Annotated in this window: 17 protein-coding genes; 9 read left to right on the plus strand and 8 right to left on the minus strand. The window is 66.6% G+C overall.

The genetic code is table 11. The features are described 5' to 3' along the window. The 4 genes from AVKW3434_RS12200 (at position 1) to AVKW3434_RS12215 (ending at position 7,102) form a co-directional block, all read left to right on the plus strand. The gene (locus AVKW3434_RS12200) at positions 1–3,240 is read left to right on the plus strand and encodes an efflux RND transporter permease subunit (protein WP_284406046.1); all 3,240 of its coding nucleotides are present in this window, start codon (positions 1–3) and stop codon (positions 3,238–3,240) included. A 17-nt stretch (positions 3,241–3,257) separates the two neighbouring features. Continuing rightward, positions 3,258–4,742, plus strand: coding sequence for an efflux transporter outer membrane subunit (locus tag AVKW3434_RS12205; protein ID WP_502869067.1), 1,485 nt, complete (start codon positions 3,258–3,260; stop codon positions 4,740–4,742). Between the two features lie 183 nt (positions 4,743–4,925). Further along, the gene (locus AVKW3434_RS12210) at positions 4,926–6,362 is read left to right on the plus strand and encodes an NAD-dependent succinate-semialdehyde dehydrogenase (protein ID WP_284395382.1); all 1,437 of its coding nucleotides are present in this window, start codon (positions 4,926–4,928) and stop codon (positions 6,360–6,362) included. A 113-nt stretch (positions 6,363–6,475) separates the two neighbouring features. Next, entirely contained in the window at positions 6,476–7,102 is a 627-nt protein-coding gene (locus tag AVKW3434_RS12215) for a LysE family translocator (RefSeq protein WP_284406047.1), read from the plus strand. 66 nt (positions 7,103–7,168) lie between these two features. On the opposite strand, the gene AVKW3434_RS12220 is transcribed toward AVKW3434_RS12215, so the two are convergent. Then, positions 7,169–8,074, minus strand: coding sequence for a LysR family transcriptional regulator (locus AVKW3434_RS12220; protein WP_284406048.1), 906 nt, complete (start codon positions 8,072–8,074; stop codon positions 7,169–7,171). 73 nt (positions 8,075–8,147) lie between these two features. On the opposite strand from AVKW3434_RS12220, the gene AVKW3434_RS12225 reads away from it, so the two are divergent. Continuing rightward, positions 8,148–9,173: a sodium-dependent bicarbonate transport family permease gene (locus AVKW3434_RS12225; RefSeq protein ID WP_284395377.1), complete on the plus strand. Its 1,026-nt coding sequence runs from the start codon at positions 8,148–8,150 to the stop codon at positions 9,171–9,173. 157 nt (positions 9,174–9,330) lie between these two features. On the opposite strand, the gene AVKW3434_RS12230 is transcribed toward AVKW3434_RS12225, so the two are convergent. Continuing rightward, the gene (locus AVKW3434_RS12230) at positions 9,331–9,462 is read right to left on the minus strand and encodes a hypothetical protein (protein WP_284406049.1); all 132 of its coding nucleotides are present in this window, start codon (positions 9,460–9,462) and stop codon (positions 9,331–9,333) included. Positions 9,463–9,827: 365 nt separating this feature from the next. On the opposite strand from AVKW3434_RS12230, the gene AVKW3434_RS12235 reads away from it, so the two are divergent. The 4 genes from AVKW3434_RS12235 to AVKW3434_RS12250 all read left to right on the plus strand — a co-directional run bounded on the left by AVKW3434_RS12235 (position 9,828) and on the right by AVKW3434_RS12250 (position 12,936). Continuing rightward, positions 9,828–10,298 (plus strand): GNAT family N-acetyltransferase, encoded by a 471-nt coding sequence (locus AVKW3434_RS12235; RefSeq protein WP_284406050.1) that lies wholly within the window; start codon positions 9,828–9,830, stop codon positions 10,296–10,298. 139 nt (positions 10,299–10,437) lie between these two features. After that, complete coding sequence (locus tag AVKW3434_RS12240; protein WP_284406051.1) at positions 10,438–11,370, plus strand: hypothetical protein; 933 nt, start codon at positions 10,438–10,440, stop codon at positions 11,368–11,370. A 229-nt stretch (positions 11,371–11,599) separates the two neighbouring features. Further along, on the plus strand, positions 11,600–12,535 hold the full coding sequence (locus AVKW3434_RS12245) for a DUF6402 family protein (protein WP_349816835.1): 936 nt from the start codon (positions 11,600–11,602) through the stop codon (positions 12,533–12,535). Beyond that, entirely contained in the window at positions 12,532–12,936 is a 405-nt protein-coding gene (locus AVKW3434_RS12250) for a hypothetical protein (protein ID WP_284406052.1), read from the plus strand. Before AVKW3434_RS12245 ends, AVKW3434_RS12250 begins: the two co-directional genes overlap by 4 nt. Before the next feature lie 376 nt (positions 12,937–13,312). Here AVKW3434_RS12250 and AVKW3434_RS12255 read toward each other — a convergent pair whose 3' ends face one another. The 6 genes from AVKW3434_RS12255 to AVKW3434_RS12280 all read right to left on the minus strand — a co-directional run bounded on the left by AVKW3434_RS12255 (position 13,313) and on the right by AVKW3434_RS12280 (position 21,101). Further along, positions 13,313–15,517: a TonB-dependent siderophore receptor gene (locus AVKW3434_RS12255; RefSeq protein WP_284406053.1), complete on the minus strand. Its 2,205-nt coding sequence runs from the start codon at positions 15,515–15,517 to the stop codon at positions 13,313–13,315. Between the two features lie 160 nt (positions 15,518–15,677). Continuing rightward, positions 15,678–16,397 (minus strand): DUF4198 domain-containing protein, encoded by a 720-nt coding sequence (locus tag AVKW3434_RS12260; RefSeq protein ID WP_272568121.1) that lies wholly within the window; start codon positions 16,395–16,397, stop codon positions 15,678–15,680. Positions 16,398–16,543: 146 nt separating this feature from the next. Further along, positions 16,544–18,670, minus strand: coding sequence for a TonB-dependent siderophore receptor (locus AVKW3434_RS12265; RefSeq protein WP_284406054.1), 2,127 nt, complete (start codon positions 18,668–18,670; stop codon positions 16,544–16,546). A 123-nt stretch (positions 18,671–18,793) separates the two neighbouring features. Continuing rightward, complete coding sequence (locus tag AVKW3434_RS12270; protein WP_284395364.1) at positions 18,794–19,120, minus strand: DUF3325 domain-containing protein; 327 nt, start codon at positions 19,118–19,120, stop codon at positions 18,794–18,796. A 5-nt stretch (positions 19,121–19,125) separates the two neighbouring features. Beyond that, the gene (locus AVKW3434_RS12275; protein ID WP_284406055.1) at positions 19,126–20,799 is read right to left on the minus strand and encodes a PepSY-associated TM helix domain-containing protein; all 1,674 of its coding nucleotides are present in this window, start codon (positions 20,797–20,799) and stop codon (positions 19,126–19,128) included. Next, positions 20,796–21,101, minus strand: a complete 306-nt coding sequence (locus AVKW3434_RS12280; RefSeq protein WP_284406056.1) for a DUF3649 domain-containing protein — start codon at positions 21,099–21,101, stop codon at positions 20,796–20,798. The genes AVKW3434_RS12275 and AVKW3434_RS12280 overlap by 4 nt, the downstream gene beginning before the upstream one ends. Positions 21,102–21,398: the final 297 nt, after the last annotated feature.

Here is a 21,398-nt window from a genome sequence, read left to right on the forward strand (position 1 = left end):
ATGAATCTCTCTCGCTTCTTCATCGACCGCCCCATCTTCGCCGGGGTGCTGTCGGTGCTCATCTTCCTGTCCGGGCTGATCGCGCTGCGCGCGCTGCCCATCTCCGAATACCCCGAGGTGGCGCCGCCCTCCGTGGTGGTGCGCGCCCAGTACCCGGGCGCCAACCCCAAGGTGATCGCCGAGACCGTGGCCACGCCGCTGGAGGAATCCATCAACGGCGTGGAAGGCATGCTCTACATGGGCAGCCAGGCCACGACCGACGGCGTGATGACGCTGACCGTCACCTTCGCGCTGGGCACCGACCCCGACAAGGCGCAGCAGCTGGTGCAAAACCGCGTCTCGCAGGCCGAACCGCGCCTGCCCGAGGAAGTGCGCCGGCTGGGCGTCACCACGGTCAAGAGCGCGCCCGACCTGACCATGGTCGTGCACATGGTCTCGCCCAATGGCCGCTACGGCATCGACTACCTGCGCAACTACGCCGTGCTCAACGTGAAGGACCGGCTCGCCCGCATCCAGGGCGTGGGCCAGGTGCAGATCTTCGGCGGCGGCGACTATTCGATGCGCGCCTGGCTCGACCCGCAGAAGGTCGCGCAGCGCGGCCTGTCGGCAGCCGACGTGGTGGCCGCCATCCGCGGCCAGAACGTGCAGGCCGCGGCCGGCGTCGTGGGCCAGTCGCCCGGCCTGCCCGGCGTGGACATGCAGCTGTCGATCAATGCGCAGGGCCGCCTGCAGACCGAAGAGGAGTTCGGCGACATCATCGTCAAGACCGGCAGCGACGGCGCGGTGACGCGCCTGCGCGACGTGGCCCGGCTGGAGCTGGGCGCGGCCGACTACTCGCTGCGCTCGCTGCTCAACAACGACCCGGCCGTGGGCATGGGCGTGTTCCAGGCGCCGGGCTCCAACGCGCTCGACATCTCGTCGAACGTGCGCAAGACCATGGCCGAGCTGCAAAAGAACATGCCCGAGGGCGTGGAGTTCCGCATCGCCTACGACCCGACGCAGTTCGTGCGCGCCTCCATCAAATCCGTCATCCAGACCCTGCTGGAAGCCGTGGCGCTGGTGGTGATCGTGGTGATCCTGTTCCTGCAGACCTGGCGCGCCTCCATCATTCCGCTGCTGGCCGTGCCGGTGTCGGTGGTGGGCACGTTCGCAGTGTTGCACCTGCTGGGTTTTTCGATCAACGCGCTGTCCCTGTTCGGGCTGGTGCTGGCCATCGGCATCGTGGTGGACGACGCCATCGTGGTGGTGGAGAACGTGGAGCGCAACATCGAGGCGGGCCTGACCCCGCGCGAGGCCACCTACCGCGCCATGCGCGAAGTGTCCGGCCCCATCATCGCCATCGCGCTGGTGCTGGTGGCGGTGTTCGTGCCGCTGGCCTTCATCAGCGGGCTCACGGGACAGTTCTACCGCCAGTTCGCGGTGACCATCGCGATCTCCACGGTGATCTCGGCGATCAACTCGCTCACGCTGTCGCCGGCGCTCAGCGCTTTGCTGCTCAAGGGCCACCATGAGCCCAAGGATGCGCTGACGCGCGGCATGGACAAGGTGCTGGGCGGGTTCTTTCGCGGGTTCAACCGCGTGTTCCACCGGGGCTCCGAGGCCTACAGTGGCGGCGTCAAGCGCGTCATCGGCCGCAAGGCGCTGATGCTGGTGATCTACGCCGCGCTGGTGGCCGCGACCTGGGGCCTGTTCAAGGTCGTGCCCGGCGGCTTCGTGCCGGCGCAGGACAAGCAGTACCTGGTGGGCTTCGCGCAGCTGCCCGACGGCGCCACGCTGGACCGCACCGAGGACGTGATCCGCCGCATGGGCGAGATCGTCAAGAAGAATCCGAACGTGGAAGACGCCATCGCCTTCCCGGGCCTGTCGATCAACGGCTTCACCAACAGCTCCAATTCGGGCATCGTGTTCGTCACGCTCAAGCCCTTCGCCGAGCGCGGCCGCGCGGACCAGAGCGGCGGCGCCGTCGCAGGCCAGTTGAACCAGGCCTTCGGCAGCATCCAGGACGCGTTCATCGCGATGTTCCCGCCGCCTCCCGTGGCGGGCCTGGGCACCACCGGCGGCTTCAAGCTGCAGATCGAGGACCGCGCCTCGCTGGGCTACGAGGCCATGGACGCCGCCGTGAAGGCCTTCATGGGCAAGGCGTACCAGACGCCGGAACTCGCCGGCCTGTTCACGAGCTGGCAGGTCAACGTGCCGCAGCTGTACGCCAACATCGACCGCACCAAGGCGCGGCAGTTGGGCGTGCCGGTGACGGACATCTTCGAGACGCTGCAGATCTACCTGGGCAGCCTGTACGCCAACGACTTCAACCAGTTCGGCCGCACCTACAGCGTGCGCGTGCAGGCCGATGCGGCCTACCGTGCCCGGGCCGAGGACGTGGGCCTGCTCAAGGTGCGCTCCACCACCGGCGAGATGGTGCCGCTGTCGGCGCTGATGAAGATCGAGCCCAGCTTCGGGCCCGAGCGCGCCATGCGCTACAACGGCTTCCTGTCGGCCGACGTGAACGGCGGGCCTGCGCCCGGCTTCTCGTCGGGCCAGGCGCAGGCCGCCATCGAGCGCATCGCCGCCGAGACGCTGCCGCAGGGCATCGGCTTCGAATGGACCGAGCTGACCTACCAGGAAATCCTGGCCGGCAATTCCGCCGTGTTGGTGTTCCCCATCGCCATCCTGCTGGTGTTCCTGGTGCTGGCCGCGCAGTACGAAAGCCTCACGCTGCCCATCGCCATCATCCTGATCGTCCCCATGGGCCTGCTGGCTGCGATGACGGGCGTGTGGCTGTCCGGTGGCGACAACAACGTGTTCACGCAGATCGGGCTCATCGTGCTGGTGGGGCTGTCGGCCAAGAACGCCATCCTGATCGTGGAGTTCGCCCGCGAGCTGGAGTTTGCCGGCCGCACGCCGGTGCAGGCCGCCATCGAGGCCAGCCGCCTGCGGCTGCGCCCCATCCTGATGACGTCGCTGGCGTTCGTGATGGGCGTGCTGCCGCTGGTGCTGTCCACCGGTGCCGGCGCCGAGATGCGCAGCGCCATGGGCGTGGCGGTGTTCGCCGGAATGATCGGGGTGACGGCCTTCGGCCTGTTCCTCACGCCGGTGTTCTACGTGGCGCTGCGCCGCCTGGCCGGCAACCGGCCGCTGCAGCAGCACGGCAGCCACACCGCGCCCCTGACCGATACCCCCGGGACCGGCGCTGGCGCCGTGGTCCACCCCGTGCTGGCGTCGCCGCGCGGGCATGACGAATGAGCGAAGGAGTTCGTGCGATGACTGCCCCCTTGATGTCGATTTCCCTGCCATCCTGGTCCCGCCTGGCGCCCCTGGCGGCCGCCCTGGTGCTGGCCGGCTGCATGGGCACCCCGCTCGCCCCGCCGCCCGAGCACGCGGGCGTGGCCTTGCCGGCCACGTTCAGCGAGGCCGACGGCGCGCGGTCGTGGACCACCGCGCCCCCCGCCGAGGCACAGCCGCGCGGCGAATGGTGGCTGGGCTTTCAGGACCCGGTGCTGAACGGTCTGGTGGAGCGCGCCGGCCGCGGCAACACCACCGTGCAGGAGGCCGCCGCGCGGCTGGCCGAAGCGCGGGCGCTGCTGCGCTCGGCCGATGCCAACCGCGCCCCGCAGGTCGGCGTGTCCACCGGCGTATCGCGGCAGGCGGGCGCCAACACCGCCACGGGCGGCCCGGTGCCGGCCACGCTGGCCACGGCGGGCTTGAACGTGTCGTATGAGCTCGACCTGTTCGGCCGCCTGTCGCAGGCCAGCGATGCCGCGTGGCTCGACGCCCAGGCACGCGATGCGCTGCTGCAGAGCACGCGGCTCATGGTGCAGGCCGACGTGGCGCAGACCTATCTGCAATGGCGCGCGGTGCAGGCCGAGCGCGTGCTGGTGGAGGAAAGCCTGGCCGCCTACCGCGACACGCTGCGCCTCACGCAGCGCCGCTACCAGGCGGGTGATGTGGCCGAGCTGGACCTGGCGCGCGTGCAGACCGAGGTGGCCGCCACCGAGTCCGAAGCCCTCGCGCTGGAGCGCCAGCAGGTGCTGCTGAACAACGCCCTGGCGGTGCTGGTGGGCGACGTGGCGAGCGGCTTCACCGTGGCGCCAGCCGCCCATGGCGGCGCTGCGGCCGAAGCCGTGCTGCCGGTGATTCCTGCCGGCGTGCCCGGCACGGTGCTGGCGCGCCGGCCCGACGTGTCGGCGGCGCAGGCCTCGGTGCTGGCGGCGCAGGCCCGCGTGGGCGTGGCGCAGGCGGCGTGGTTCCCGGCCGTCACGCTCACCGGCAACGGCGGCTACGCCTCGCCCGAGCTGGGCGATCTGTTCAAGTGGTCGGCCCGGTCGTGGGGCATCGGTGCGCTGCTGTCGCTGCCGATCTTCGACGGCGGCCAGCGCGCCGCGCAGGAAGAGGGCGCCCGCGCCCGGCTGGAAGGGGCGCTCGCCGCGCACCGCGGCCAGGTGCTCACCGCATTTCGCGAGGTGGAGGACCAGCTAGGGGCTTTGCGCCTGCTGGCGGGCCAGGCCGAAGCGCAGGGCCGCGCCGTGCAGGCTGCCGCACGGGCGACGCAGCTGTCGGACTCGCGCTACCGCAACGGCCTGGTGAGCCAGCTCGAACTGCTGGATGCGCGCCGCAGCGAGCTGCGCAACCGCCGGCAGGCGCTGCAGGTGCGCACCGCGCAGTACACGGCGACGGTGGGGCTGATCCGCGCGCTGGGCGGTGGCTGGGGCGATGCACCGGCACAGGTGGCGGCAGCGCGGCCTTGATCGGCTGCGTGCCCGCGCGTGCGGCGGCCCCGGCCCCGCGCGGGCTTTGGGGATGTAACCGCGCGGACTGCACGGGCCGGCGAACGGGCCTATAGTTGCCCGTTGCTGCCGCGCGGCCCAGGCCGCCGCGGCAGGGTTCGCCCCCTTCTTTTCACCCATCCAGTCAGCAGGAGCATTCACACAATGAGTTACCCCAGCACCCGCCTTTTCATCGCAGGCCAGTGGCAAGACGCCGCCGACGGCAAGTCCATCGCCGTGCACAACCCCGCCACCGGCAAGGAAATCGGGCGCGTGGCGCATGCGGGCAAGGCCGACCTGGACCGTGCCCTGGAGGCCGCGCAAAAGGGCTTCGAGGCCTGGCGCGACATTCCCGCCGTGGACCGCGCCAAGACCATGCGCCGCGCCGCCGCCCTGATGCGCGAGCGCGCCGACGCCATCGCCGCGATCATGGTGCAGGAGCAGGGCAAGCCCCTGGCCGAGGCCCGCATGGAAACCATGGCCTCCGCCGACATCATCGAGTGGTTCGCCGACGAATCGCAGCGCGTGTATGGCCGCATCGTGCCGTCCCGCAACCTGGCCGCGCGCCAGATGGTCGTGAAGGACCCCGTGGGCCCCGTGGCGGCGTTCACGCCCTGGAACTTCCCGATCAACCAGGTGGTGCGCAAGCTGGCCGCGGCCCTGTCGGCCGGCTGCTCCATCCTCGTGAAGGCGCCGGAAGAAACCCCGGCCAGCCCGGCCGAGCTGATCCGCGCGTTCGCCGATGCCGGCGTGCCCGCAGGCGCCGTGGGCCTGGTCTATGGCGACCCGGCGGAAATCTCCAACTACCTCATCCCGCACCCGATCATCCGCAAGGTGACCTTCACCGGCTCCACGCCCGTGGGCAAGCAGCTGGCCGCCCTGGCCGGCAAGCACATGAAGCGCGTGACCATGGAGCTGGGCGGCCACGCCCCGGTGATCGTGGCGGAAGACGCCGATGTCGAGCTGGCCATCAAGGCCGCCGGCGGTGCCAAGTTCCGCAACGCGGGCCAGGTGTGCATCTCGCCCACGCGGTTCCTGGTGCATGAGAGCATCCGCGCCGAGTTCGTGGCTGCGCTGTCGCGCCACGCCCAGGGCCTCAAGGTGGGCAACGGCCTGGCCGATGGCACGCAGATGGGCCCGCTGGCCAACCCGCGCCGCATCACCGCCATGGCCGACCTGATGGCCGACGCGGTGCAACAGGGCGCGCAACTGGCCACCGGCGGCGAACGCATCGGCAGCGAAGGCAACTTCTTCCAGCCCACGGTGCTCAACGACGTGCCCCTGTCGGCCCGCATCTTCAACGAAGAGCCCTTCGGTCCCGTGGCCGCCGTGCGCGGCTTCGAGAAGATCGAGGACGCCATCGCCGAGGCCAACCGCCTGCCGTTCGGCCTGGCGGGCTACGCCTTCACGCGCTCGCTCAAGAACGCGCACCTGCTGGCCCAGCGCCTGGAAGTGGGCATGCTCTGGATCAACCAGGCCGCCGCACCCGCAGCCGAGCTGCCCTTCGGCGGTCTGAAGGATTCGGGCTACGGCTCCGAAGGCGGCTCCGAGGCCGTGGAAGCCCATCTGAACACGCGCCTCGTGTCGATCATGAACGTGTGATCCCCACCGTGTCGTCGAAAGGCCGCGCTGCACAGCGCGGCCTTTTTTTTGCCCGGGTTGGTGGCACGCCCGGGTCCGGGCAGGAGGGCGCATTGCGCGCATATCATCGCCCGATGCTGACCATCGCCCAACTGCTTGCCTTCCTTCTCACCGCCGTGCTCATCACGGCCACGCCCGGTCCCGACAACCTGCTGGTGCTGGGCATGGGCATGTCCAGGGGGCGCTGGCAGGGCATCGTGTTCGGCCTGGGCTGCGCGCTGGGGTGCCTGAGCCACACGCTGCTGGCGGTGGTGGGCGTGAGTGCGCTGATCGCCGCGTCGCCCGTCGCCTTCACGGTGTTGCGGTGGCTGGGCGGGGCTTACCTGATCTGGCTGGGCATTCAGGCGCTGCGCAGCCCGGGCGCTGGCCGCGTCGATGCCACGGGCGCACCGGCGCAGTCGCTCCGGAGCCTGTTCTTCAAGGGCATGCTCGCCAATGCGATCAACCCGAAGGTGGTGCTTTTCTTCCTGTCGTTCCTGCCGCAGTTCGTGGTGCCGGCGCAAGGCAACGTCGCCCTGCAACTGGGCCTGCTGGGGCTCTTGTTCACGCTGCAGGCGGCGGTGCTGTTCGGACTGCTGGGCTATTTTGCGGGGGCCATCGGCGCCTGGCTCAACCGCCGGCCGCGCACGGGCCTGTGGCTGGACCGCATGGCCGGCACCGTGTTCGTGGGCCTGGGCGTGAAGATGATCGCGGGCCGCTGAACGCCGCCGCGTCGCGCGGCTCGCTGTGGATGCCATAGCGATGGCACCGCGCGCCGCCCGGTGGCTTCAGGAGTGCACTTCCCACCCGCGCGCCTGTTGCAGCAGTTGCCGCAGAAAGGTCTCGGCGATGGGCGACAGCCGCTTGCCCTGCGGCCACAGCACGTACCACGACGAGGGCACGGGCATGCGCTCCGCTGCCAGGATGGCCACGCCTTCGCTGGCAGGGTCTGCGGCCAGCGCATGCCGCGACACCAGCCCGAGGCCCATGCGGGCCGCCACGGACTGCTTGATGGCCTCGTTGCTGCCCAATTCCAGGCGCACCCGCGGCGCGAAGCCCAGGGCCTTGAAGTGCTCCTCCGTCGCCAGGCGCGTGCCCGAACCCGTCTCGCGCAGGATGAACGGCTCCTTGAGCAATTGCTCCAGCCGCACGCGCCGGCGCGCGGCCAGCGGATGGCCGTGCGCGGCGATGACCACCAGCGGGTTGCTCAGCAGCACCTGCCGGTCGTGCGGCACGCCGCGCGGCGGGATGGACAGGATGTAGAGATCGTCCTCGTTGGCCAGCAGGCGCTGCACCACGCCGTCGCGGTTGAGCACCTGCATCGCCACGTCCACGCCCGGGTGCTCCTCGCAAAAGCGCCCCAGCATGCGCGGAATGAAGTACTTGGCGGTGCTGGCCAGCGCGATGCGCAGCCGGCCCTGGCTCACGCCCTTGAGCGCGGCCACGCGCTGCTCCAGTGCCTCCCAGTCGGCCGCGATGGCCCGTGCCGTCTGCGCCGCCGCCTCGCCCGCCTGGGTGAGGTGCAGCCGCTGTCCGACGCGCTCGTACAGCGGCAGGCCGATGGCGTCCGACAGCTCCTTGAGCTGCATCGACGCCGTGGGCTGGGTCACGTGGCAGTGGCGCGCGGCCCCGGTGATGGAGCCGGTCTCGGCCAGGGCCAGCATGATCTGCAATTGGCGGAAAGTGGCATGCATAGAGAAATCTCGATGGGTCGGATCGACAGTATCGATTTTCCTTCATCGCCGTTGCCGCCTAGCATCGCGCCCCATGAAACACCTGCTCGATCCCGCGATTCTGTTCTTCGTGCTCGGCCTGGCGGCCGGGCTGCTGCGCTCCAACCTGGAGATTCCCGCGCCGCTGTCGCGCTTTCTGTCGCTGTACCTGCTCATGGCGCTGGGTCTCAAGGGCGGATTCGCCCTGGCCCAATCCGGCTGGACGGTGCAGGTCTCCGCCGCCCTGGTCAGTGCCCTGGTGCTCGCCGTCGCCGTGCCGGCCATCGCATGGTGCGTGCTGCGCCGCCTGCTGCCGCCCTTCGATGCGGCGGCCGTGGCGGCCACCTACGGCAGCGTCAGTGCCGTGACCTTCGTGACCGCCAGCCATCTCCTTGAGCAGCAAGGCACCCCCGCCGGCGGCTACATGGCCGCGGCCATGGCGCTGATGGAGTCGCCTGCCATCGTGCTGGCGGTGGTGATGGCGCATTGGCTTCGTGCCCCGGCCGCGGTGGCCCCCATCGCCGTGGGATCGCAGGCCGTGATGGCCGGCGGCCCGGGCATCGGGTCGGCGCGGGTGGGCTCGCCACTGGGCCCGGTGCTGCGCGAGGCGTTGACCGACGGCGGCGCCGTGCTGCTGCTGGGGGCGCTGCTGGTGGGGCTGTTGACGGGTGCGCAGGGCGAACAGGCCATGCATCCCTTCACCGTGGACCTGTTCAAGGGCCTGCTGGCGTTCTTCCTGTTGGACATGGGCCTGATGACGGCGCGCAGCCTCCCGGGCCTGGCCGGGCTCGGCGCGCAGCGCCTGCCGCTGGCACTGTTCGCCGTGGTGGGCCCGGTGGCGCACGGGTTGCTGGCCCTGGGGCTGGCCAAGCTGGCGGGCCTGGCGGTGCCCGAGGCCACGCTGCTGGCCGTGCTGGGCGCCAGCGCCTCCTACATCGCCGTGCCCGCCGTGCTGCGCCACGCGATGCCCGAGGCCCGGCCGGCGCTCTACGTGGGCCTGTCCCTGGGCGTCACCTTTCCCTTCAACCTCGTGCTGGGCATTCCGCTCTACGGCGCCCTGGCACGGTGGTGGCTGGGGTGAGGCCCCGGTGCGGGGCCGTCCTCAGAACCGGTAGGTGCCCGTCATCGTGTACGTGCGGCGCTGGCCGTAGAAACAGTCGCCGCGCGCCAGGCACCGGTGGTGTGCACCACGCGGTGTCTGGCGCATGAGAGACCGGGCTACGTCTTTACGCGTTTGCTCAAGAACGCACCTGCTGTCGCGGCGCCTGCACGGGGCTGTCGGTTCTCCGACGTTCGCTGTGCCGGCGCAGGGCCAGGCACTCCGCCAGTTCGGCGTGCTCGGGGCTGGTGTGCACAGCGCGAGCAGCCATGCTGTTCGGGGTACCGCCAGGGACTTCGTCGGCAACATTGGCGCTTGGCTGCTCCGCCGTCCCCAGGCCTGGAAACCCCTCGACTCAACTATGAATGCTGACAGAACGTGCTGCGTGCCGTGATTTCCTTGGCGCCGGCCATTGCTCTCGAGCGATCAATATCTCCAGCAAAACGGTTTGCAACAAATTGCTTTGGGCGATCAAATCTTAAACCGTTAGAGTTCGACACGCTAATGGCTTTGGCGTTATTTAAAACGCTTATAGGGTGCTGGCGAAAAACACCCAATGATTAGCATGCCTGGCTCTGCCTGGGCAGGGTCTTCGAAGACTTGCTTCGTATTTGTATAAATTATGGGGAGAATAAGATGATCAGCATTTTGTCCAGATGGCGCGTGCAACGTAAGCTGGCTCACGTTCCAAAAATCACCATGGATGTGACCAGAACTTACGACATGACTTTCACGGCTCCCAATCCAGACGTGAAAGCCGTCATCAAGAACCAGCAGGGAACGACTGTGGGAGAGGCTTGTTATGCGGTATCACCCTTGAATGATCGTGTCTACGTGTATAACGTTGAAATTTTTAGCGCGTATCGGAGGCAGGGGTACGGCACTGCGTTGCTGAATTACCTTGCCCAAAACTACAAAATTCCAATCACCGTGGTGAGAGAACTTTCCAGTTCCTGTGGCTTTTGGAAATTTGCCAGAAGTCTGAGTTGCATTGGTGTTCATTTCACTCCGCAACTTTCTGTGTCGGAGATGGCGCTTGAGTCAGAGCGTTGGGCACACCTTCAGCCACATTCACACCCATTCCAAGAAGCAACGACCCATTCCTGAGCGATGAATCAGCCGCCTTGAAGCGATGCTACTGCCCGCAAAATCGAAGCCTGAAAGCCGTTAATATTGATGCGGGCAAATATTTTGATAATGAGAGAGTGAGAAGTCGTCGAGATGAAAATGCAAAAAAGGTTTTCTAATGAAAAGTCGTAAGGTCTTCATCGTTGGTGGATTATTAATTGCCGCAGGTGCAGTAACAGTGGCCCACTGGGAAGGCGACGCCCTGCCAGTCAATAGATCTACAAAAATCGCTCCTGTTGCGAACTTAAATCTCCAGCCTTTGAGTGCCAGTGCCTCCGGCGCATTGGGTAGGGATGATAAAAATGCTTCCCAGCCTGCCAGTGCCAAGGTGCTTGTCAACGGTTTGAAAATGCCGATACGCCCCGTTTGGCAAGGTGTGGTGGATTATCGGCAAGGAAAAAAGGGTCGGTCAATTCAGGAGGAAGTCATTGCAGGACTCTCTTTTTGTGCTTCTACGGAGCTAAACAGAGAAGCAGCGGTGGCAGAAAAGAGCCGTACAGGTGTAACTGCCCAAACTGCTGCCCTTGACTCTATGGTGAAGACGCAAAGCGAGATGTGCGCCCGCCTTTCGGATGCTGACTACGAATTGCGCTCGGAGATTCTCGGCAATTGGGCCAGAGACGGTGATTTGGACGCGATGGTCGCTTTCTATACGGCGGGACCTTTAGGCAGATGGGGCGCAACCACTGGGCCCCAGACCCTTGAAAATCCAGGAGTTAAAGAGTGGCAGACACAGGCGGTTTCGTGGTTGAACGTGGCTGCACGTCAAGGGCAGATAGGGGCCTTTCTACTTCTTTCGGATGTGTACGACAACAAGCCCGTAACTGAACGTCCCGGTGCGGTTTTCAGTGATCTTTACGATCCCGTGCGCTCATATGCTTATGCGCACGCTTGGCATTATTTGGTCGGTCGTGATGAATCGAAACGCCAAGCTCTGCTTAAAAGCGATTTTCTCAATAGAGCTGAATCCGGAATTTCTAAAGAGCAACGGGATCTGGGACGCGTCGAATCACAAAAAATCATCGAATCTTTGGGGGAAATTAAACCATGAAGAAAATCAAAAATAATTTCCTTTAGCATTGCTTCCGTGGTGCCTATTGGGAACCTCTCAAAACCTTTGAATTTGCAGGTTTGAGCGCCGTAACTCTTTGATTTATAAAGGTGTTGAGTGGCTGGCATCGGGGTTTTGGGAGGTTCCCAAAAATCAAGACTGCTAATTATTTGATGAATGGGCCGAGTCACTACAAATTGCCTTGAGCCACGCCGATATGTAGCGGACGGTGGACGCGCTCGAAATGATGGAAAGAAATATTAAAAAGAGAAATTTTATGACCGATATATTGCAAGATGCGCTGGCTGCAATCAGCGGAAATTCTAAAAAGAAAGAACCAACTTACCAAACCAAAGTTTTCCAACTGCGCGACATCCCCAATGTGATGCGTTCACGATTGGGCTGGCCCGTAGCTGCCAGTTTGATGGACCGGTGGTTCAATGGTGCGTCATTTGCGCTTTCTCCAGAAGCCAAACGCAGTGCTGAGGGAAATCGGCTTAGCCAGTTGCCCACGACGCAGCTTGACGAGACGACTGTCACTATGGCGTGGGCGCTGAAATTCGCTCGCGTCCAGACGGCAGTGGCTCAACTACAGGCTAAGTGGCCCAGCACTGCGGGATTGACTCTTTTGAAGCGCCGGGTTGTCCGAGAATCTCGTCAGCGAACGCAGCAATGCTGGCGTTTCGGTAACCTGGACCAACCAGCCAAGATTATTGATGATCTCTTTCAAGTCAATTATTTGGGCGTTGGCAAATCGGGTGACCCCATGGATGACTTCTATGGTGCCATGGGAGAGTCCCAGCTCAACATTGCTGTTTCTGGAATTGTCACCCCTCAATCGGGTGGAAAAATCCTCATTGAAATTGATGAGCTAGGTTTTTATTTGCGAGATTCTTACGATTTCAATGATGCTTCGTTGATATCGCAACCTCTTGGCTGCTGGGGTTTCAGTGGCGTTGAATGTGGGCTCTCCACCATATTAACTATCCAAATTGAAGACTCAACCGTTGACGAAAAGCCTTCGGATGTGGAGAGGCGGAAATATTACGTAAACAATGGTGATTTTCAGAAGTGGCGTAGTAAAAACAATAAAGGGGGAGATTTCATGGTGCTGTCTGACGTATACCGCGTGCACCTTCCATTTTCTCAAAAATTCACTTTATGAACACCCCAAAAAAGAACAAACGCCACCTTCACCGGGTTGTCATCACGCTTCTTTGCATGCTTGCTTTCGTCGGTCTATGGTATGCATCCAAACCGAAACTTTCTCATACGTCGCTCAGCCCGCGCCACGTTTATCGGGTGGAATACTATGACGCTTCTTTCATTCAGCGGATTATTCATTACAAAATGAAAATTCCTACATTCGTTCGCTTGTATCGAAACGATCCGGAAGTTCTTCTGGGTGAAAGCAAGGTGGTCGATATGTGGATGAATGGGCAGCTGTACTGGTGGTTTGAGTCGCCGCTGAATGTTGTTCAAATAGGCAATGATGTTGTTTTTGAAAACATCCCACCTGAATGCATGAACTGCGAAAGACTCACACCTTCTCAGGTTATGCCGTAGGCACGTTGTGGCGCATCTATGGGGCCTTGTTGAATAAAAAATTTCTTCCAGATCAGCGTTCTTTACGAAAGATTCTTGCTTCGTGTATGGCACAAGAATCTTTCTCTTTAATCTCTCCAAAGGCCAGTGCTGCATTTTCTCAACCGTCGGGGAACCTCTCAAAATCTCCGGATTTGCAAGTTTGAGCGTCGTAACTCGTTGATTTAAAGGTGCTTGGTGGCTGGGATTGGGGTTTTGAGAGGTTCCTTATTGTGTTGTCGGCTGACTATGGCTGTTGTCTTTGCAGCAACTGCTGGATGATCAAGCGGTGGCTACTATCGGCTGGGCTCCGGCAAGCGAGCAGTGCTGGCTCTGCCTGCCGGGATAACTCTTAGGTTCAGAACCGGTAGGTACCCGTCATCGTGTACGTGCGGCGCTGGCCGTAGAAACAGTCGCCGCGCGCCAGGCACTGGGTGATCTGCACCTTGTCGGCCAGGTTGACCACGTTGAAGGCCAGGCGCCAGCTGCCGGCGTCATAGGCCGCCATGGCATCGGCGATCAGCGCCGATGGCGTGGTGATGGCCGTGGTGCCGGTCCACTGCGAGCCGGTGTAGCGCACGCCCGCGCCCACCGTCCAGCCGCCGCGCCCTTCGGCCGCGAAGCGGTGCATGAGCCAGCTCGACGCCGTGTGCTTGGGCACGCTGGCCACGGGCAGGCCCTGGTCGCCGGCGTTGCTGCGCGAGATGACGGCGTCGGTGTAGGCGTAGCCCACCGTCCAGTCCCAGTTGCGGGCCAGGCTGGCGGTCATCTCGGTCTCGAAGCCCTTGGTTTTCACCTCGCCGAGCTGCAGGCTGTTGAGCGGGTTGGAGGGGTCGTTGGTCTTGCGGTTCTTCTCGCGCAGCTGGTACACGGCGGCATAGGCGCTGATGCCCCGGTCCTGCGGCTGCCACTTCACGCCGGCTTCCCACTGCTCGCCGCGCTGGGGCTTGAACGGGGTACCGAAGAAGTCCACGCCGCCCAGCGGCTGGAACGATTCGGAGTAGCCCACGTACGGTGCCCAGCCGCCATCGGCCTGGTAGGTGGCGCCGACGCGCTTGGTCCAGGCGGTGTCGTCCACGGCGGCGGCGGGGCGGCCGACCGTCTCGGTCTTGGCGCTGTCGTGGCGCAGGCCGAGCGTGGCCGTCCAGCGGCCCCAGCGGACCTGGTCCTGGGCGTAAAAGCCCAGTTGGCGCTGCGTGACGTTGGGCTGGCGCACCAGCGCGGAGGCCGAGGGCGCCGTGAAGTTGCCGTACACCGGTGCATACGCGTCGATGCCCGAGATGGTCTGGAACCACGTGGACTGGCTGGTTTCGTTGCGCTGCGCGTCCATGCCGAAGAGCAGCGTGTGCTCGGTGGCGCCGGCCTGCACCTTGCCTTCGATCTGCGTGTCCGCCAACAGCAGGCGGCTGGAGTTGATCTGCCAGGAGGCGTCGCGCAGCAAGGTGCGGTTGTCCGCATTGAACACCGGTCGCGCCGGCCGGCCGGTGGCGCGGTTGGCGCTGAAGCTGGTGTAGATGCTGCGGTAGTCCACTTCGCTCACCGTGCGGCGCAGGTTCTGGCGCACCGTCCATTGGTCGTTCAGGCGGTGGCTGAACAGATAGCCCCAGGAGTTGTTCTCGGTGTCGAAGGCGTCCCAGCCCGGTTCGCTGATGAAGGTCGAGGTCGGGATCTGGCCGTAGGGGCTGGACAGCCGCGTGCCCTGCCACGGAAAGAAACCGATCAGCGAGCCGCTTTGGTCTTTCTGGTGCGTGAACTGCAGCGTGAGCGAGGTGGCGGCGCTGGGCTTCCAGGTGAGCGACGGGGCGAGGATGAGGCGGTCGTCGCTCACGTGGTCGACCTGCGAGTCGCTGTCGCGGCCCACGGCCACCAGCCGGTAGAGCCACTCGCCGTCCTGGGTGAGCGGGCCGGTCATGTCGGCGGCGATCTGCTTGCGCGCGTAGTTGCCCATCTGCACCTGCACTTCGCGCAGCGGCTCGGCCTGCGGGCGCTTGCTGGTGAGGTTGAGCACGCCGCCCACGCTGCCCTGGCCGTACAGCACGGACGAGGGGCCGCGCAGGAATTCGACGCGCTCCAGCAGGTAGGGCTCGGCCTTGGTGTTGTTGTAGGTGCCGTAGGTGCGCAGCAGGCCGTCCTGGTACTGCGTCACGCTGCCGCCGCGTGCCGTGAAGTTGTCCACCCGGCTGTCGAAGTAGTTGGACACCATGCCGGCGGTGTAGGCCGTGGTCTGGCGCAGGGTCAGCGCGCCTTGCGCCTCCATCTGGTCGCGCGTGACCACGCTGATGGCCTGCGGGGTTTCGATGAGCGGCGTGTCGGTCTTGGTGGCCGAGAGGGCGCGCTTGGCGACGAAGCCGCTGACGGGCGCGGTGGGGCTTTCCTGGTCCGCGCCGGCCTTGACGGTCACGGGGGCGAGCGTGGTTTCCGCCACGGGCGCGGCGGACTGGGCCTGGACGGCGCTGGCGCCCAGGCCGCACAGCAGCGCGATCGCGGTGTGCAGGGCGGCGGCCAGGGGCAAGGGGCGGCAGGGCGCGCCGTGGGCACGCGGGGGAAGGAGGTGCGAGGTCATGCTGCTACTTTTTCAATAGCACTCCTGACAATGAATCCGCTGGCAGGAGGGCTGTTCGGTTTAAAAATGCGGCGCGCAGGGCGCCGCCGCCGTCACGGCGCGGCGGCCGTGAAAGGTCTTCGGTGAGGGTGGGCCGGTCAGCGCCGGCCCGGCGCGGCGGTCAGTGCGCGGCCGGGGCGGGGAGCGGGGGCGATTCCATGCCGGCCGCCTGCACGAAGGTGAGCGTCGTGAGGTAGCTGGCCTCGCCGTACTTCTCGCCTGCGTGTTCGCCGGGCTGCTTGTCGCTGTGCTTGACCTCGGCCACGTACTGGCCCTTCCAGGGCAGCTCGAAGTGCACCGTGCCTTCGGCATTCGTGGCGGCCTCGCGGGCCCAGCCCGAGGGCGAGACGAGGGTCACCTGGGCCTTGGGCAGCGGCTTGCCGTTGAACACCACGCGCAGCTCGCCCGCCTTGCCGGTGGGCACCACGTCCAGCGGCGCGGTGGCGGCCACGGGCTGCGCCAGGCTGGCCACCCAGCGCGCGGCGGGGCGCCACAGCAGCGGTGGCTGGCCGGCTTTGGTGCGGTCGATCAGCGGGTACGGCGCCTCGGCGAACAGCGTGTCGGCCGGCGCCGGCAGGGCGTAGGTGAACGCGGTGGCGGTGCGCTGGCCTTCGATGCGCCGGGCCTCGCCGCCGCGTGGCTGCTGCTGCTCGAGCACCGGCACGCCCTTGAACTTGTCGAGCGCACCGGGCGACTTTTCCAGCAGGCCGTCGGCGTATTCGCCGAACTGCACGCGGGCCTGGGCGCCGCTGGCCTCGATCCAGACCTGGTGGGCCTGGACGGCCGTGGCCGCCAGCGCGGACAGCACGGCGGCGGTGATGGGCTTGAGCAAGGTGGACATCGGAAAGCTCCTGTGAAACAGAGGTTGAAAAAACGTTTGCTATCAAATAAATAGCGGTATGCCCTAGAAGAACATGCGCTGGAGGCCGTTTTGGTGCAAAAGGGCCATGGCGGCCGGCTGCATCGGGGCCCCGCTCGGCCGTGCGCCTAGTAGCGCGCCTTGAGCGCCACCGTCACGCGGCGCGGCTCGCCGTAGAAGTTCTGGCGGCCCAGGCTGGAGACCTTCTCGTAGTAGGTCTTGTCGAACAGGTTGTCCACGTTCAGGCTCACCGAAAGCTTGTCGTTGATCTGGTAGGCCACCTGGGCGTTGAACAGCGCGTAGTCGCCCGAGGTCAGGCGCACCGTGCCGCTTTGCGCGAAGAACTCGCTGCGGTAGCTCATGCCGCCGCCCACGCTCAGCCCCTGCAGCACCGGGCCCTTGAAGGCATAGCGGGTGGACAGGTTCACGCTGTGGCGCGGCGTGATGGGGCTGAACACCTGGCCCTGCTGCGACACGGGGGCCTGCAGGTACTTGGTGGCGGTGAATGCGTAGCCGGCGAGGACGTCCCAGCCGGGCGCGACCTGGCCGCTCACCTCGGTCTCGAAGCCCTGCGCGCGCACCTTGCCGCCGGCCAGGGAGGCGGTGGGAACGTCCGGGTCGGCGATGGCGCGGTCCTTGTCCAGGATGCGGAAGAGGGCGAAGTGCGTCTGCAGGCGCTTGTTCAAAAACTCGCCCTTCACGCCCGCTTCGATCTGCGAGCCCGAACGCGGCGTGAGCAGGCGGCCCGCGCGGTCCAGGCTGGACTGCACCACGAAGGTCTCGGCATAGCTCGTGTAGGCCGACAGGTTTTCGTTCAGCTCGTAGATCGCGGCCACCGAGGGGATGAACTGCCGTCCGGGGTCGGCGGTGGCCGTGGTCTGGCCCGTGCTCAGCGTGCGCGTCTCGGCCTTGGCCCAGGACAGGCGCCCGCCGGCCAGCACCTTCAGGCGCTCGGCCACGCTGACCTGCGCCTGGCCGTACAGCGCGTTCTCGGTGCGCCGGGTGGCGCTCTGAAAGCCGGGCAGCGTGATGCTGGGGTAGGGCAGGTCGTACTGCGGATTGAAGATGTTGGCGGTGCGGGGCGCGCCGAAGGCGGAGTTGCCGTCCAGGCTTTCACTGGTCGTGTGGCTCACGCCCAGCAGCACGCGATGCGTGCGGCCGGCCAGCGACAGCGGCGAGGCGATGTACAGGTCGTAGTTGCGGTCCTTCAGGTCCTGCTGGAAGTCCACCGACTGCAGCTGGTAGTTGCCGTTGGCGGCCACGGCCGAATTGGCCCGCACCGAGCGGTACAGCGATTCGCGGTGCACGTCGTGCGCCACGAACTTGACCTGCCCGCCATTGGACAGGCGGTGCTCCAGCTCGGCGAAGGTGTCGGTGTTGTCCAGGTCCTGGCGGTTGGCGGCGATGCCCGCGAACGTGGAGCGCGGCACGTCCAGCAGCCGGCCGTCGGCATACGCGGGCAGGCCCTGGTCCACCGTGGCGCGCACCTTCTGGCGCGTGTGGCCGACCGACAGCGTGGTGGACGGGGTGATGTCCAGCTCCAGCGTGCCGTAGCCCAGGGTCTTGTCGTTCTTCAGCGTGGCGACGTGGCTGTCGCGGTCGTCCTTCACCGCCACCACGCGGCCGCGCAGCGTGCCCGCGGCGTTGAGCGCGCCGGTCAGGTCCACGTCGGCGCGCCGCATGTTCCACGACCCCGCGGACACGTTGGCGTTCAGCCCCAGCGCGGACTGCGCGCGCTTGCGCACCAGGTTGATGGTGCCGCCGGGCTCGCTCGCGCCCTGCAGCAGGCCGGACGGGCCGCGCAGCACCTCGATGCGGTCGTAGATGGCGGTGTCCATCGCGGTGGCGTAGTTGGGGCCCTGCGGGATCGGCACGCCGTCCAGCAGCAGCGCGCCGATGTCGAAGCCGCGCGACTGGATGGTGTTGTAGTTGCCCGCACCATCCAGGCGCGTCACGTTCACGCCGGTGGTCTGCTTGACGGCGTCTTCCAGCTTGGTGAGGTTCATGTCATCGAGCCGCTGGCGCGTGATCACGCTCACCGACTGCGGCGTCTCGCGCGGCGACTGCACCAGCTTGCCCACGCTGATCTCGCGGGCGATGTACTGGCCCGAGCCCTCGGTGGCCTCGCCCTGCGGGGCATCGGTCACCTTCACCTCGGGCAGGGCCACGGTGGGCGCCGCCGTCTGGGCGTGGGCGGTGGTGGCCGCAGCGAGCCATGCGGCCGCGGTGATGGCGTTCAGGGGAGGCAATCGCATGAAAGGCTTTCCGTCGATAAAAGAAACGACACGGCGTGGAGAACATGGCTTCCCGCGCGCCCGGGGGGCTGCGGGTGGCTGGAAAAACGGAACCGGGCGCGAAGCCGGTCGGCGGGCCCTGGGCTAGAGCGCCAGCGCCAGCAGGGCCGCGGCACCGGCCACCAGGCCCAGCACGGGCAGGCGGCGCGGCTGCCAGGTGGCCACGGCCGTGGCGCACACGGCGGCCAGCGACAGGGCCATGGTCCACCACGTCACGCTGAGCGCGGCGGTGCTGTCGCCCGGCCACGCGGCGGCATGCACGAGCGACAGCGCCAGCAGCGCCCAGCCCACGCGGCGCAGCGTGCGCAGCTGGCGCTCGCCGCCTTCGCGGTTCCAGGCGTCCTGGTGGTGGCGGTCCATGCCCAGCGCCAGGCCCGACCAGCCGGCAAAGCAGAGAAAGAATTCGAACATGGCGGTCAGGCTCCTGCGGCAGGGGTGGAGGGGGTGCTAGGGGGCGTGGCGGAGCCGGTCTCGGTGGACCGGCCCTGGGCGGCGGCCGCTTTCGCCCCGCGCGCGGGGCGCAGCCGCCAGGCCATCCAGCCGAGCAGGGCGCCGGTGGCCAGGAACGACAGGTCCATGCCGGCCCACATCCATTCGCCGGCCGGCAGCGTCACGCCCAGGTGGGTGTGCGTGGTGAAGGCGTTCAACACCGGCAGCGCGGCGAACACCGCGCCCGCCAGGCCCAGCAACGCGCTCCAGCCCCAGCGGTCCGGCCGCACGATGCCGATCAGCAGGGCCAGGCCCCACGCGCCGAAGAAGCACGACAGCTCGGCATCGGCCCGGCCGTCCAGGTCCAGCGGCAGCAGCCGGTTGGAGGCCAGGAACACGCCCGTGGCCAGCGGCAGGCCGCCCAGCAGGGCCACGTTGAGGCTGGCCACCAGGCGCTCGCCGCGCCGCAGCGGCGGCGCGGCGGCGCCCTTGCGCTGCGCCTGCTGGCGGCGCTTGACGCTCCAAAGCACCATACCGGTGGCGATCATCAGGCTGCCCAGCACGCCGAAGCCGAACAGGCCCCAGCGCATGCCCGGCCCGGCGAAACGCGCCAGGTGCAGGCCGTAGAGCACGCGGTAGGTGCGCAGGGCGGGCGAATCGGGGTCGATCAGCGCGAGCGTCTCGCCGGTGACGGCATCGAAGCGCATGCGGGCGGGGCCGTACTGCAGGCGGTCGCCGTCGTGGCGGGTGACCTCGATCACGGCCCGGTCGCCGTCGCGGCGGGCGCTGAGCCCGCCGATGCGCGCATCGCCCCAGGTGCGGTGCGCGCTGGCCAGCACGGGCGCCAGATCGGTCAGGGGCAGCGCCGGAACGGCCTCGCCCGGTGCGCGGCGCGCGCTGCGCCCCGAGGCCGTGTCGCCCTGCATCTCGGCGAAGTAGGTCTGCGAATCCGTGCCCTTGGGGCCGGGATAGGCCGCGGCAATGCCCGAGGGCATGTACATCGAGTGGAAGATCATCAGCCCGCTGAAGGTGATCATCAGATAGAACGGCAGCACCAGCACGCCCGAGACGTTGTGCGCGTCCAGCCACGCCCGCTGCCCGCCCTTGGTGGGCCGGAAGGTGAAGAAGTCCTTGAAGATGCGCCGGTGCGTGACCACGCCGGTCAGCAGCGCGATGAACATCAGCATCGTCGCCACGCCCACCACCCAGCGGCCTTCCAGCGTCCAGCGGCCCTTTTGCGCGGTGCGCAGCTCGAAGTGGAAGCGGTAGAAGAACTCGCCGCCCATGGTGTCGCGCGTCTCGATGGCCTCGCCGGTCTGCGGGTTCATCAGCAGGGTTTTGAAGCGCCCGCCCTCCTTGCCGCGCCACAGGATGGTCACGCCGGGCTGGCGCTCGTCGGGCAGCCGCATGAACCACTGCGTCACGTCGGGCGCCTTGCGGTGCAGCGCCTGCTGCGCGCGCTCGGCCACGTCGGCGCTGGCGGGCGGCAGGGCATGCAGCTCGGGCCGCATCCACAGGTTGAACTCGGTCTTGAAAAAGCTCAGCGTGCCGGTGAAGAAGATGGCGAACAGCAGCCAGCCCAGGATCAGGCCGGACCAGGTGTGCAGCCAGGCCATGGCCTGGCGGAAACCCTCGCGCTCGGGTGCGGTCTTCGGCTTCATGCGCCCCCCAGCCAGCGGGGCGCCATCGCCAGCGCGCCCAGTGCGAGCGCCGGCAGCCCGAGGGCGGCCCAGGCGCCCCAGGCCGTGCGTGCATAGAAGGCCCAGGCCACGGCGCAGGCATAGACCAGCCACGACAGCAGCGTGGCGGTGAGCACCGCCTCCACACGCGGCATGAACGGCATCAGGCCGAGGGTGAGGGCGGCGGTGGCGGCGGCCGCCAGCGCGTAGCCACCCAGCCCCCCCGCCAGGGCGCGGGAGGTGATCGCCAGGCGGTAGCGCCAGTCGACGCAGGCCGCCTTCATGGCCGGGCGGCGCCCACCGGAGCGATGGCGGCCGCGCGGGAATGGGTGACGGAAAAAGGGTGATCGGCCGGGGTGGCGAAACAGGCGCGCGCAGGACAGTGCAGCATCGAAAGGCTCCATGCAGGTTGGGGCGCTGGCTGCAGGCGGGGCACGGGGCCCGGGGTGAACTGACTGGCTGGCTGGCTAGGCCGGTATTCTAGGTTTCATGAGAATCGTTCGCATTCCGTTGTGTGCAATCGCAACAAACAGTGGGAACTTGGGCGCCATGGGCACGCCACCTGATGCGTGCGCGCCACA

Origin of the sequence: Acidovorax sp. SUPP3434 (genome assembly GCF_030159015.1) — a bacterium.
Classification (GTDB): Bacteria; Pseudomonadota; Gammaproteobacteria; order Burkholderiales; family Burkholderiaceae_C; genus Paracidovorax.